Annotated in this window: 12 protein-coding genes; 3 read left to right on the forward strand and 9 right to left on the reverse strand. The window is 72.4% G+C overall.

The window, feature by feature from the left end:
* The first annotated feature begins 650 nt into the window (after window positions 1–650).
* A complete protein-coding gene (trpS, locus tag IF02_RS0118830; protein WP_030158429.1) occupies window positions 651–1,649 on the forward strand; it encodes a tryptophan--tRNA ligase in 999 nt (332 codons plus the stop codon).
* Between the two features lie 95 nt (window positions 1,650–1,744).
* Here trpS and proC read toward each other — a convergent pair whose 3' ends face one another.
* From proC to IF02_RS0118855, 5 genes are all read right to left on the reverse strand, one after another.
* Window positions 1,745–2,554 carry a pyrroline-5-carboxylate reductase gene (proC, locus tag IF02_RS0118835; RefSeq protein ID WP_030158431.1) on the reverse strand — a complete coding sequence of 270 codons (810 nt, stop codon included), beginning with the start codon at window positions 2,552–2,554 and terminating at the stop codon, window positions 1,745–1,747.
* Between the two features lie 111 nt (window positions 2,555–2,665).
* Complete coding sequence (locus IF02_RS0118840; protein ID WP_030158433.1) at window positions 2,666–3,403, reverse strand: ABC transporter permease; 738 nt, start codon at window positions 3,401–3,403, stop codon at window positions 2,666–2,668.
* The gene (locus IF02_RS0118845; RefSeq protein WP_030158435.1) at window positions 3,400–4,227 is read right to left on the reverse strand and encodes an ABC transporter ATP-binding protein; all 828 of its coding nucleotides are present in this window, start codon (window positions 4,225–4,227) and stop codon (window positions 3,400–3,402) included. The genes IF02_RS0118840 and IF02_RS0118845 overlap by 4 nt, the downstream gene beginning before the upstream one ends.
* Before the next feature lie 69 nt (window positions 4,228–4,296).
* Entirely contained in the window at window positions 4,297–4,842 is a 546-nt protein-coding gene (locus tag IF02_RS0118850; protein ID WP_030158437.1) for a hypothetical protein, read from the reverse strand.
* A gap of 87 nt (window positions 4,843–4,929) precedes the next feature.
* Window positions 4,930–5,232 (reverse strand): SH3 domain-containing protein, encoded by a 303-nt coding sequence (locus IF02_RS0118855; RefSeq protein ID WP_030158439.1) that lies wholly within the window; start codon window positions 5,230–5,232, stop codon window positions 4,930–4,932.
* Window positions 5,233–5,340: 108 nt separating this feature from the next.
* Between IF02_RS0118855 and IF02_RS0118860 the strand changes: the two genes are divergently transcribed.
* Window positions 5,341–7,506 (forward strand): serine/threonine-protein kinase, encoded by a 2,166-nt coding sequence (locus IF02_RS0118860; protein WP_030158441.1) that lies wholly within the window; start codon window positions 5,341–5,343, stop codon window positions 7,504–7,506.
* A gap of 94 nt (window positions 7,507–7,600) precedes the next feature.
* Here IF02_RS0118860 and ilvD read toward each other — a convergent pair whose 3' ends face one another.
* The 4 genes from ilvD to IF02_RS0118880 all read right to left on the reverse strand — a co-directional run bounded on the left by ilvD (window position 7,601) and on the right by IF02_RS0118880 (window position 12,201).
* The gene (gene ilvD, locus IF02_RS0118865) at window positions 7,601–9,454 is read right to left on the reverse strand and encodes a dihydroxy-acid dehydratase (protein WP_030158443.1); all 1,854 of its coding nucleotides are present in this window, start codon (window positions 9,452–9,454) and stop codon (window positions 7,601–7,603) included.
* 147 nt (window positions 9,455–9,601) lie between these two features.
* On the reverse strand, window positions 9,602–10,219 hold the full coding sequence (locus IF02_RS0118870) for a TetR family transcriptional regulator (RefSeq protein ID WP_030158445.1): 618 nt from the start codon (window positions 10,217–10,219) through the stop codon (window positions 9,602–9,604).
* Entirely contained in the window at window positions 10,216–11,046 is an 831-nt protein-coding gene (locus tag IF02_RS0118875; RefSeq protein WP_030158447.1) for a sugar phosphate isomerase/epimerase family protein, read from the reverse strand. The genes IF02_RS0118870 and IF02_RS0118875 overlap by 4 nt, the downstream gene beginning before the upstream one ends.
* Window positions 11,047–11,271: 225 nt before the next feature.
* Complete coding sequence (locus IF02_RS0118880) at window positions 11,272–12,201, reverse strand: Ppx/GppA phosphatase family protein (RefSeq protein ID WP_030158449.1); 930 nt, start codon at window positions 12,199–12,201, stop codon at window positions 11,272–11,274.
* Window positions 12,202–12,264: 63 nt separating this feature from the next.
* Here IF02_RS0118880 and IF02_RS0118885 point away from each other — a divergent pair, with 63 nt between their 5' ends.
* Window positions 12,265–13,110 carry a hypothetical protein gene (locus IF02_RS0118885; RefSeq protein ID WP_030158451.1) on the forward strand — a complete coding sequence of 282 codons (846 nt, stop codon included), beginning with the start codon at window positions 12,265–12,267 and terminating at the stop codon, window positions 13,108–13,110.
* Window positions 13,111–13,113: the final 3 nt, after the last annotated feature.

Here is a 13,113-nt window from a genome sequence, read left to right on the forward strand (position 1 = left end):
ACCCTCTCGGGCTTTCCTCCGGGCTTTCGTTCTTCGTTCTTGCGTTTCCGACTCTATCAGAGTCAGTTCCGCTTGCTTTCCGGGGTCTTCGCTTTCGCGTTTTCCCTTTCCGGCGATTCCGACTCTATCAGATCCTTTCGGGCCTGACTCCCAGTCAGCGGGTTCCGCCGCTTGGGCTGTTGGGCCCTTGCGGCGAGTGAGACAGTAGCGGATTCCTTGCCCCCGAACCTAATCGGCGGCCGCGTCCTTGGCTGTGTCCTTGGACATGGATTCCTCATTCGCAAATACGCATGAAAACAAGACGACACAGTGCGTCGTTCGTTCGAATGTGTAGTGCGGGATGGCTGTCCGGGGACCGACCGGGGTCGGCGCTCACGTCGGACAACTCGAAGAACCTTACGGACCTCGGACGGGCGTGTCAACCCCGGGACAGGGGCCACCGGAAGGGCTAGCCTGGTCCCCATGACTACGCATGCGCTCACGTCCAGCCTTCGCTGGTGGGCCGCCTGACGGCGGCCGACCTTCCACGCGAGCACGCATGCGCTCACGGCCGCCGCTTACGGCGGCCGTTTCTGTTTCTCCCCTCCCGGGAGTGGCTCGGTTGCCCGACGCGGCGGTCCCGACACCATCCACGAACAGGGAGACAGGACATGACGAGGATCTTCAGCGGGATCAAGCCGACCGGGCACCTGACGCTGGGGAACTACCTGGGGGCCGTCCGGCAGTGGGTCGCCGCCGACCAGGGGCCGGACGAGGCGCTGTTCTGCGTCGTGGACCTGCACGCACTGACCGTCGAGCACGATCCCGCGCGGGTGCGCCGGCTCAGCAGGCAGGCGGCGACCCTGTTCCTCGCCTCCGGGCTGGACCCGGAGAAGTGCACCCTGTTCATGCAGAGCCACGTCGACGAGCACACCCGGCTCTCTTACGTACTGGAATGCACCGCCACCGACGGGGAGATGCGCCGGATGATCCAGTACAAGGAGAAGTCCGCGCAGGCGCAGGCCTCCGGGGAGGGCGTACGGCTGTCGCTGCTGACGTATCCCGTGCTGATGGCCGCCGACATCCTGGCGTACGCGACCGAGGAGGTCCCGGTCGGTGAGGACCAGCGGCAGCACGTGGAGCTGGCCCGGGATCTGGCGGTCCGGTTCAACCAGCGGTACGGGCGGACGTTCACGGTGCCGAAGGTGACGCTGCCGCAGGTGGCCGCGCGGGTCATGGACCTCCAGGACCCGACGTCGAAGATGGGGAAGTCCGGCGGGGCGGGGCCGGGGGTGGTGTTCATGCTGGACGAGCCCGGGGTGATCCGTAAGAAGGTCATGCGGGCCGTGACCGACAGTGGGGACGGCGGCGTGGTCTACGACCGGGAGGCGCGGCCCGGGGTCGCGAACCTGCTGGACGTGCTGGCCGCCTGTACCGGCGGGGATCCGGCCGCCCTCGCGGACGAGTACAGCGGGTACGGGGCGCTGAAGCGGGATGTCGCCGACGCGGTGGTGGAGCTGCTGCGGCCGGTGCAGGAGCGGCACGCCGAGCTGGCGGCCGATCCGGCGGCGGTGGAGAAGGTGCTGCGGGACGGGGCCGGGCGGGCCCGGGCGCTCGCGCGGCCGATCGTGGACCGGGCGTACCGGGCCATCGGGCTGCTGGAGCCCTGAAGAACACCGGCCGTACGGGCCCCTGCCCGTACGGGCCCCTGCTTCTGCGGGAGCCCGGGGGCCCGGGGCCGGGGGCCCGTACCGCCGCCCTCCCTCTAGCTGTTGCCGGACGCGAGTTCGCGGCTGCGGTCGCGGGCCGCTTCCAGGGCTGCGATCAGGGCGGCCCGTACGCCGTGCCGTTCGAGCTCGACGATCGCGTTGATGGTGGTGCCCGCCGGAGAGGTGACCGCCTCGCGGAGCTTGACCGGGTGCTCGCCGCTGTCGCGGAGCATCACGGCGGCGCCGATGGCGGCCTGGACGATGAGGTCGTGGGCCTGGGCCCGGGGCAGGCCGAGGAGGATGCCGGCGTCGGTCATCGCCTCGACGAGGAAGTAGAAGTACGCCGGTCCGGAGCCGGAGAGGGCGGTGGCGGCGTCCTGCTGGGATTCGGGGACGCGCAGGGTCTTGCCTACGCCGCCGAAGATCTCCTCGGTGTGGGCGAGGTGTTCGGCGGTGGCGTGGCTGCCGGCCGAGATGACGGACATGGCCTCGTCGACGAGGGCGGGGGTGTTCGTCATGACGCGGACGACGGGGGTGCCGGGGGCGAGCCGCTCCTCGAAGAAGGAGGTGGGGATGCCGGCGGCGCCGCTGATGATCAGGCGGTCGGCGGGGATGTGCGGGGCGAGCTCTTCGAGGAGCTTGCCCATGTCCTGCGGCTTGACGGTGAGGATGAGGGTGTCGGCGCGCTTGGCGGCTTCGGCGTTGCTGACCGCCTCGACGCCGTAGCGGGCGCGGAGCTCCTCGGCTCGTTCGGGGCGGCGGGCGGTGACGAGGAGCTTGGAGGCGGGCCGGCCGCCGCGGATCATTCCGCTGAGCAGGGCCTCGCCGATCTTGCCGGTACCGAGGACTGCGACTGTCTGGGTCATGCCCGATTCACCTCGCCGAACTTTCTTGCACGTGTGCTGGCTTCTCCCTCCTCATCCTTTCACCCGTGGGACGAACGGCGAGGCGCTGTCCGCAGTGCGGTCAGGGCCCGGTCAGGGCGTACGGCGGCGCAGCGTGGCCGCGCCGAGGGCGAGGACGAGGAGCGCGCAGGCGGCGACGATGACGGCGTCGCGGACGAAGTCGGCGGTCATGTCGGTGTGCGTCAGGACCTGGCTCATGCCGTCGACGGCGTACGACATGGGCAGCACGTCCGAGAGGCCTTCGAGCACGGGGTGCATCGTGTTGCGCGCCGCGAACAGGCCGCACAGCAGGAGCTGCGGGAAGATCACGGCCGGCATGAACTGGACGGCCTGGAACTCGCTGGCGGCGAAGGCGGAGACGAACAGGCCGAGGGCCGTGCCGAGGAGCGCGTCGAGCAGGGCGACGAGCAGGAGCAGCCAGGGCGAGCCGACGACGTCGAGGCCGAGGAGCCAGAGGGCGAGGCCGGTGGCGAGGAGGGACTGGACGACGGCGACGGCACCGAAGGCGAGGGCGTAGCCGGCGATGAGGTCGCCCTTGGCCAGCGGCATCGCGAGGAGGCGTTCGAGGGTGCCGGAGGTGCGCTCGCGCAGGGTGGCGATCGAGGTCACCAGGAACATGGTGATGAGCGGGAAGATCCCGAGGAGGGACGCGCCGATGCCGTCGAAGGTGCGCGGGCTGCCGTCGAAGACGAAGCGCAGCAGCGTCAGCATCAGTACGGGGACCAGCAGCATCAGCGCGATGGAGCGCGGGTCGTGGCGCAGCTGGCGCAGGACGCGGGCGGCGGTGGCGGCGGTGCGGGCGGTGCTCATCGGATGACCTCGGGCTTCGCTTCGGCTTCGGCGTCGGCCTCGTCGACGAGGCGCAGGAAGCCCTCCTCGACGGTGGCGGAGTGCGTACGGGTGCGCAGTGCGTCGGGGGTGTCCTGGGCGAGGATGCGGCCCTCGCGCATGAGGAGCAGGTCGTGGCAGCGCTCGGCCTCGTCCATGACGTGGGAGGAGACGAGGATCGTGGCGCCGCGGGTGGCGGCGATGTCGTGGAAGAGGTTCCACAGGTCGCGGCGCAGGACGGGGTCGAGGCCGACGGTGGGCTCGTCGAGTACGAGGAGCTCGGGGGTGCCGAGGAGCGCGACGGCGAGGGAGACGCGGCTGCGCTGGCCGCCGGAGAGGTTGCCGGCGAGGGCGTCGGCGTGGGTGGTGAGGTCGACGTCGGCGATGGCGCGGGTGACGGTGGAGCGGCGGCGGTCGGCGGCGGCGCCGCCGGGATCGAGGATGGCGGCGAAGTAGTCGAGGTTCTGGCGGACGGTGAGGTCGTCGTAGACGGAGGGGGCCTGGGTGACGTAGCCGATGCGGGAGCGGAGCTCCGGGGAGCCGGCGGGTCGGCCGAGGACGTCGAGGGTGCCGGTGACGTGGGCCTGGGTGCCGACGATGGAGCGCATGAGGGTGGATTTGCCGCAGCCGGAGGGGCCGAGGAGGCCGGTGATGCGGCCGCGGGGGACGTCGAAGGCGATGGAGTCGATGACGGTGCGCGGGGTGCGGCCGGTGCCGCGGCGGACGGTGAGCCCGCGGGCGTGGACGGCGGCCGGGGCGGGCGGGGCGGGCTCGCCGGGCGGCGGCACCTGCGGGTTATTCATCATGCGATGAATAATGCTCCCGGCTCTGCCGGGGCGTCAACAGGACGGGGCCGGAAGGGGCTACGGGCGGGGCTACTTCTTCCGCTTGGGGCGGCGCGCGGCCGGGTTGCCCGTACGGGTGCTGCGGCGGCGGGCGAACTCGGCGGTGGCGCGCTCGTACTCGGCGCGGCGCAGCTTCTCGCCGGGGGCCTCGAAGAAGCAGCGCAGGAAGTACGCGATGAGGGAGCCGATGAAACCGATCGTCTTCAGGCCCTTGAGGGCGGCCTCGTCGGAGGACGGGGCGGGACGGCGGCTGAAGGAGTCCCAGGTCTTGACGAAGGCGATGGAGCTGGCGATCGCGAAGAGGACGACGACGGAGATGCTGAGGAACGGGCCGACGTTGCCGATCTCCAGGCCCTCGTAGGAGAGGCGGAGCAGCACGGCCGCGGCGACGGCGGTGACGATCGAGCCGATGCCGACGGCGACGCGGCGCAGGGCGTAGCCGCCGTCGTGGTTCACCCAGGTCGTGCCGAAGAAGCGGATCGGCTCCGGCTCGGGCCCGGCCGGGGCCGCGGCGGCCGCGGGGGTCTTCGGGGCCGGCTCGGCGGGGGTCTGGTCTCGCTGGTCGTCGTCGCTCACACCGGCGATTATCCCTCGCCGAGCCGGACCGGCCGGGGTCGTCTCACGTGGCAGACGGGCGGCGGACGGCCCCGGGGCCCCAGGGGCTTAGCTGCAGCGGTTCGCGACGTAGCCGTCGGCGCCGGTCTTGACGTACGCGTCGGAGACGAAGCGGCCATTGCCGATGCAGTCCCAGATGTCCGACGTGCCGTACGGGCCCGAGACGGTCGTGCCGTCGCACTGGCAGCGGATCGAGACGCTCGCGCCGTACGGCAGGGTGTCGATGACCGAGTAGTTCGTCCCCGGGCCGCTGCGGACGTTCACGCGGTAACCCGGAGCGACCGGAAACGTCTGGAATCCCGAGCCGGCGGCCAGGCTCTGGACTTGGCTGGAATCGTTCTCCACGGACATGTGAAATCTCCCCCCACGGGTGTTGCCGTGCGCAACTCGCGCAGGGTAGCAGGACCCTTGGAGATTCGTACGGCCCATCGACTAGGCTCCGGCGGGGGTGGTTGAGCGGTGCATTCGCTGCGCGCGGACTACGTGGGCTTTCCGGAGTACGCCGGGCAGTACCGGCTGGAATCGGTGCTCGGTTCCGGCGGGATGGGCGTCGTCCATCTGGCCACCTCCGGTTCGGGGCTGAAACTCGCCGTCAAGATCGTGCATGCCGAGCACGCGGTCGATCCGGAGTTCCGGGCCCGCTTCCGGCAGGAGGTCGCCGCCGCGCGGCGGGTGAGCGGGGCCTTCACCGCGCCCGTCGTGGACGCCGATCCGGATGCCGAACGGCCGTGGATGGCCACCCTGTTCATCGACGCCCCGACGCTGGCCGAGCGCGTACGGGAGCGGGTGCTGGACCCCGTCGAGCTGGCCCGGCTCGCCGCGGGGCTGGCGGAGGCGCTGCGGGACATCCACCGGGCGGGGGTCGTCCACCGGGACCTCAAGCCCAGCAACGTACTGATGGCACCGGACGGGGTGCGGGTCATCGACTTCGGCATCTCGCGGCCGGCGGACAGCGATCTGCGGACCGAGACGGGGAAGCTGATCGGGACGCCACCGTACATGGCGCCGGAGCAGTTCCAGCGGCCGCGGGAGGTGGGCTCGGCCGCGGACGTCTTCGCGCTGGGCGCCGTACTCGTCCACGCGGCGACGGGGCACGGGCCGTTCGACTCCGACAGCCACTACCTGGTGGCGTACCAGGTCGTGCACGCCGAGCCCGATCTGACCGGGCTGCCGGAGCAGCTCGTACCGCTCGTGGCGCGGTGCCTGGCGAAGGAGCCGGCGGACCGGCCCACCGCGGAGGAGCTGATCGCGGAGATGCGGGCGGTGGCGTACCCGACCTCCGAGGACACGCAGGTGTTCGTTCCGCCGCCGCGACGGCCGGTCGGGTCGGGGGCGGCTGCCGAAGCCACCCATCGGCGGGAGCGGATCGCCGTCGAGGCCGGTCAGGGCGGTCGGGACGGTCGGACCGGTCCCGCGGGCGCTGCCGGTCGGGGGCGGCGCAGGGCGCGGGCGCTGGTGGCGGCGGGGGTCGGGCTGCTGCTGACGGGCGGGGCCGTGGGCGGGTACCTGCACTTCGGAGCGGGGGCCGGGCCTCCGGGGCGGAACGCCGCGCAGGCCGACCCGGCGCAGGCGAAGCCGTTCGTACCGTGGGCGGTCGCGCTGGGCGAGCCGAGGGCGGGCAATCGGACCGGGGCCTGTTCCTGGGGGGAGGCGGCGGCCCTGTACTGCACCGGGCCGGGGGTGGCGGCGGCCCGGCTCAGCCCGGCGGACGGGTCGGTGGTGTGGTCGGTGAAGGCGGCCGCCCCGGCGGCCCGGACCGCGGCGGACGGTGCGCCGCTGCACGCGGGCGGGCTGGTGCTCGTGGCCGCGCCGGGCAGCGGGACGCTTCAGGCGCTGGATCCGGGTACGGGCGCCGAGCGCTGGCAGCGGAAGCTGCCGGACGGCGCGCGGGCGGTGGCGTCGGCGGGCGGGCAGGTGCTGCTCGTACCGCCGAACGGGAACGTGACGGCGCTCGACGCGGCGAGCGGGGCCGTGCGGTGGACGAAGCAGCTCGGCGGGACGGGTTCCGTGTGGTGGGGCGACGGCGCGGTGGCGTACGTGTCGACGCCCGACAGCGGCGGCGGGAGCTCACAGCTGCTGGCGGTGGATCCGGCGAACGGCGCGGTGCGCTGGCAGTCGCGGACGGCGGGGCGGCTGCGGCCGGTCGGGGCCGCGCGGGGCGGGCTGTACCTGCTGGACGTCGATACGGAAGGCAAGACCGGCGCGGTCGTCCGGGTGGATGCGGCGACGCAGGCGGTACGGCGGGTCCGGCTGTCGGTGCCGCTGTTCGACGCGGAGGCGGCGGTGGGCGCGGACGGCGTCGTGTACGCGGTCGGGGTCTCGGGTGCGCTGATCGCGGTGGGCGCCGAGCGGGAGCAGTGGCGGCTGGAGACGGGCCTGGCCGTGGCGTCCCGTCCGGTGGCGGCCGACGGCCGCATCCACCTGACGGCGCCGGACGGGCGGCTGCTGGCGGTCGACGGCGGGACCGGGCGGCTGGTGGGCCAGACGCGGCCGCGCCCGGGCGACGGCCGCGACGGCTTCACGGCCACTCTGCCGACCCCGGTCCCGGCCGGGGGCCGGGTCTACGGGACGGCCCCGGACGGCACGGTCTTCGCGGTCAGCGCCGCCGACCCCACGGGGTGGTGACCGGCCCCGACGCGGCCGGAAGCGGCGAACCCCGCCGGGGATTCCCGGCGGGGTTCGCGGTGGCCCCGGTGCGGAGTCGGGGGCGCGGCGGTCGTCAGACGCCCAGCTTGCTCACGTCGCGGACGGCGCCCTTGTCGGCGCTCGTCGCCATCGCGGCGTACGCGCGCAGCGCCGCCGAGACCTTGCGTTCGCGGTTCTTCGGAGCGTAGACGCCGCCCAGGGCCGCGTGGCGGGCGGCCAGCGTGGCCTCGTCCACCAGCAGCTCGATCGAGCGGTTCGGGATGTCGATCCGGATGCGGTCGCCGTCCTCGACGACGGCGATGTCGCCGCCCGAGGCCGCCTCCGGGGAGGCGTGGCCGATGGACAGGCCCGAGGTGCCTCCGGAGAAGCGGCCGTCCGTCACCAGCGCGCAGACCTTGCCGAGCCCGCGCCCCTTCAGGAACGACGTCGGGTAGAGCATCTCCTGCATGCCGGGGCCGCCGCGCGGGCCCTCGTACCGGATGACGACGACGTCGCCCGCCTTGATCTCCTTGCGGAGGATCTTGTCGACCGCCTCGTCCTGCGATTCGCAGACGACCGCCGGGCCCTCGAAGGTCCAGATCGACTCGTCGACGCCCGCCGTCTTCACGACGCACCCGTCGACCGCGATGTTGCCGCGCAGGACCGCCAGTCCGCCGTCCTTGGAGTACGCGTGCTGCACCGACCGGATGCAGCCGCCCTCGGCGTCCAGGTCGAGGTCGTCCCAGCGCTCGGACTGCGAGAAGGCGGTGGCGGAGCGCACGCAGCCGGGGGCCGCGTGCCACAGCTCCATGGCCTCCGCCGAGGCCGTGCCGCTGCGCGCGTCCCACTTCGCCAGCCAGTCCTCCAGGTTCTCCGAGTGGACCGTCGTGACGTCCTTGTTCAGGAGCCCGCCGCGGTGCAGCTCGCCGAGGATGGCGGGGATGCCGCCGGCCCGGTGGATGTCCTCCATGTAGTACGTGCCGCCGGGCGCCACGTTCGGCGCGACCTTCGCCAGGCACGGGACCCGCCTCGACACCTCGTCGATGTCGGTGAGGTCGTACTCCAGGCCCGCCTCCTGCGCGGCGGCCAGCAGGTGCAGGATCGTGTTCGTCGAGCCGCCCATGGCGATGTCGAGGGCCATGGCGTTCTCGAAGGCCTCGCGGGTCGCGATGGAGCGCGGCAGGACCGAGTGGTCGTCCTGCTCGTAGTACCGCTTGGTGATCTCGACGACCGTCCGGCCGGCGTCCTCGTAAAGGGCGCGGCGGGCGGTGTGCGTGGCGAGGACGGAGCCGTTGCCGGGGAGCGCGAGACCGATGGCCTCGGCGAGGCAGTTCATGGAGTTGGCGGTGAACATGCCGCTGCACGACCCGCAGGTCGGACAGGCGTTCTCCTCGATGCGGAGCACGTCCTCGTCGGAGACGTTCTCGTTGGAGGCGTCGACCATGGCGTCGATCAGGTCGAGCTTGCGGACGGTGCCGTCGACGAGGACGGCCTGGCCGGCCTCCATCGGGCCGCCCGACACGAACACGACCGGGATGTTGAGGCGCATGGCGGCCATCAGCATGCCGGGGGTGATCTTGTCGCAGTTGGAGATGCAGATGAGCGCGTCGGCGCAGTGCGCCTCGACCATGTACTCCACGCTGTCCGCGATCAGGTCGCGGGAGGGCAGGGAGTACAGCATGCCGCCGTGCCCCATGGCGATGCCGTCGTCGACCGCGATGGTGTTGAACTCGCGCGGGATCGCACCGGCGGCGCGGATGGCGTCGGAGACGATCCGGCCGACCGGGGCCAGGTGGGTGTGGCCGGGGACGAACTCGGTGAAGGAGTTGGCGACCGCGATGATCGGCTTCCCGATGTCCGCGCTCGCTACGCCCGACGCACGCATAAGGGCGCGTGCGCCCGCCATGTTGCGGCCGTGGGTGACGGTGCGGGACCTCAGCTCGGGCATCGGGTTCACTCCCCATGGGTGCGGTGGCGTTCGCACGCCCACCGCGACTGTGCATGACTGTGGATACGGCTCGGTTACGAGGCTACGCTCCCGGCCCGCGATGCGGACAGCTGGTCCGCATGTCGATACGGAAGGCTCATTCCTCGGTCATTCCTCGGTCAGGTAACGCTGGAGGGTGGGCGCCACCAGGGAGACGATGTCCTCCGGGTCGGCGGACGCGAGGGGCTCGACCTGGACCACGTACCGCAGGAACGCGATGCCGATCATGTGGGAGGCGGCGAGCTCGGCACGGAAGGTGGGGTCGGGGACGTCGAGGTCGGCCGCGACCCGTTCCAGGACCCGGCGCAGGACCAGCCGGCGCAGCACCGCCGCCGCGGCCTCGTGGGTGAGGGCGGAGCGGATGACGGCGAGCAGGGGCGCCCGGGTGACCGGGTTCTCCCAGATGCCCAGGAAATAGCGGGCCAGCCGCTCCCCGATGCCGTCGGGGCCCTCCCCCACGATCGCGGGGACGACGAGGGCGGGTTCCATCGTGACCTCGATGGCGGCGGCGAAGAGGTCGTCCTTGCTGCCGAAGTAGTGGTGGACCAGCGCCGGGTCCACGCCGGCGACCTTCGCGATGCCGCGCACGGAGGTCTTGTCGTACCCGCGCTCCGCGAACACCTCGCGGGCGGCGAGCCGGATCCGCTCCTGGGTGCCGGGCCCTTCGTCGGCCTCGTCCTGGCGGGGCCGGCCGGGCCCGCGGCGCGGCTTGACGGGTTCCGTCACGGCCGGCGGGTCCTGATCGGCGCGGCGCTGGAGGCCAGATGCAGCCGGGTGAAGGCCAGGGCCTCGGCGAGGTCGGCCTCGCGCTCGGCGGAGGACATCGCGCGGCGGGTGTTGACCTCGATGACGACGTGCCCGTCGAAGGAAGCCCGGGCGAGCCGCTCCAGCAGCTCGGCACACGGCTGCGTCCCCCGCCCCGGAACCAGGTGCTCGTCCTTCGCCGAACCGTTTCCGTCGGCGAGGTGCACGTGCGCGAGCCGGTCCCCCATGCGGTCGATCATCTCGGTGGCATCGGTCCGGGCGGTCGCAGTGTGGGACAGATCAACGGTGAAGTGCCGGTAGTCGTCCTTGGTCACGTCCCACTCGGGGGCGTAGGCCAGCATCTCGCGGTCCCGGTACCGCCACGGGTACATGTTCTCGACGGCGAACCGCACATCGGTCTCGTCGGCCATCCGCCAGATCCCGCTGACGAAGTCCCGCGCGTACTGGCGCTGCCAGCGGAACGGCGGGTGCACGACGACGGTGGACGCCCCCAGCCGCTCGGCCGCGGCCTGCGCCCGCTGGAGCTTGGTCCACGGATCGGTGGACCACACCCTCTGCGTAATGAGCAGACAGGGCGCGTGCACGGCGAGGATCGGCACCTGGTACTGGTCCGACAGCCGCCGCAGGGCGTCGATGTCCTGGCTGACCGGATCCGTCCAGACCATCACCTCGACGCCGTCGTACCCGAGGCGCGCGGCGATCTCGAAGGCGGTAGCCGTCGACTCCGGATAGACGGAGGCAGTGGACAGCGCGACTTTCGCACTCGGGATCCGAACAGGTTCTGCCACGGAGACAGGGTACGGGGCGCAGCCGCCGAGGACCGTGACGCCGACCACGCCGCCCCCCGGGCCTCGGCGGCGCTGATGCCGCCCTGCTCAAGGCCTGGGCCCAGGTGACCGTCCTTGTGGGGGCTTCCCGATGCCGATCAGTGGGCTACCGGCCCGGGCCCCCGGCCCCCGGCGTTGCAGGCGGAGCATGCCCGGGCGGAATGCCGCTGGCAGCCCCGTACCGGGTCAGGACGGGAGGTGGTCCAGGCGGCGGAGGATTACGCCCTCGCGGAGGGCCCAGGGGCAGATTTCCAGTTCGTCCACGCCGAAGAGGTCCATCGCGCCCTCCGCGACCAGCGCGCCCGCCAGGAGCTGGGACGCGCGGCCCTCCGAGACGCCCGGGAGGGCGGAGCGCTGGGCGGTGGTCATCGCCGCGAGCCGCGGGACCCACTCCTCCAGGGACTTGCGGGTCAGGTCCCGCTGGACGTACAGGCCGTCCGCCGAGCGGGCCGCGCCCGCGATGCGGGCCAGCTGGCGGAAGGTCTTCGATGTCGCCACCACGTGGTCCGGCGCCCCGAAGCGGCTGAACTCCCCGACCGTACGGGCGATCTGGGCCCGCGCGTGCCGCCGCAGCGCCCGTACGTCCGCCGGGTCCGGCGGGTCGCCCGGCAGCCAGCCCGTGGTGAGGCGGCCCGCGCCCAGCGGCAGCGAGACCGCCGCGTCGGGGTCCTCGTCGATGCCGTACGCGATCTCCAGCGAGCCGCCGCCGATGTCGAGGACCAGCAGCTTGCCCGCGGACCAGCCGAACCAGCGCCGGGCGGCCAGGAACGTCAGCCGCGCCTCGTCCTCACCGCTCAGGATGGGCAGGTCGACGCCGGTCTCGGCCAGCACCCTGGCCAGGACCTCGTCCGCGTTCGTGGCCTCGCGTACGGCGCTGGTCGCGAAGGGGAGGACGTCCTCGCAGCCCTTGTCCTCGGCGGCCTGCGCCGCCTCGCCGATCACCGAGACGAGGCGCTCGACGCCCTCCGGGGTGACCGCTCCGCGCTCGTCGAGCAGCTCCGCCAGCCGCAATTCCACCTTGTGCGAGTGGGCCGGCTGCGGGCGCGCGCCGGGGTGCGCGTCCACCACCAGCAGATGGATCGTGTTCGAACCCACATCGAGGACACCGAGTCTCATACGAGGAAACGCTACTGTGCGGCTGGAGTATGGGTGACGTAAGGGGCCCTTAGGCTTGGGTTTGTGCCAAATACGAAGAAGGCCAACAAGTCCAAGGCAACCAAGAAGCCCAAGGCCGAGGCCAAGGCCAACGCCAAGGCGAAGGCCTCGGTTGCCCGTGACGACGAGAAGGGGCTCGACTTCCCCCGGGCCTGGGTGGAGTTCCCCGACCCCGCCGACGCCGAGCAGGTCTTCCGCTGCGACCTGACCTGGCTCACCTCCCGCTGGACGTGCATCTTCGGCAGCGGCTGCCAGGGCATCCAGGCCGGCCGGGCCGACGACGGCTGCTGCACCCTCGGCGCGCACTTCTCGGACGATGACGACGAGAAGCGGGTCGCCGAGCACGTGGCGCGGCTGACCCCCGAGCTGTGGCAGTTCCACGACGTCGGCAGCGAGACCGGGTGGACGCAGCACGACGACGACGGGGAGAAGCAGACCCGCCGCTGGGACGGCGCGTGCATCTTCCTCAACCGGCCCGGCTTCCCCGCCGGGGCGGGCTGCTCGCTGCACATCCTGGCGCTCAAGAGCGGCCAGGAGCCGCTGGAGACCAAGCCGGACGTGTGCTGGCAGCTGCCGATCCGCCGGACGTACGAGTGGATCGACCGGCCGGACGACACCCGCGTGCTCCAGGTATCGATCGGCGAGTACGACCGGCGCGGCTGGGGTCCGGGCGGGCACGACCTGCACTGGTGGTGCACGTCGGCGACGTCCGCGCACGGCGCCGGCGATCCGGTGTACGTGTCGTACCGGGCCGAGCTGACCGAGCTGATGGGCAAGGAGGGGTACGAGGCCCTCGTACGGCTGTGCGAGGCGCGGCTGTCCTCGCTGCTGCCGATGGCACCGCACCCGGCCGACCCCGCCACCCCGTAAGCC

Origin of the sequence: Streptomyces sp. NRRL S-244, from assembly GCF_000717915.1 — a bacterium.
Taxonomy (GTDB): Bacteria; Actinomycetota; Actinomycetes; order Streptomycetales; family Streptomycetaceae; genus Streptomyces.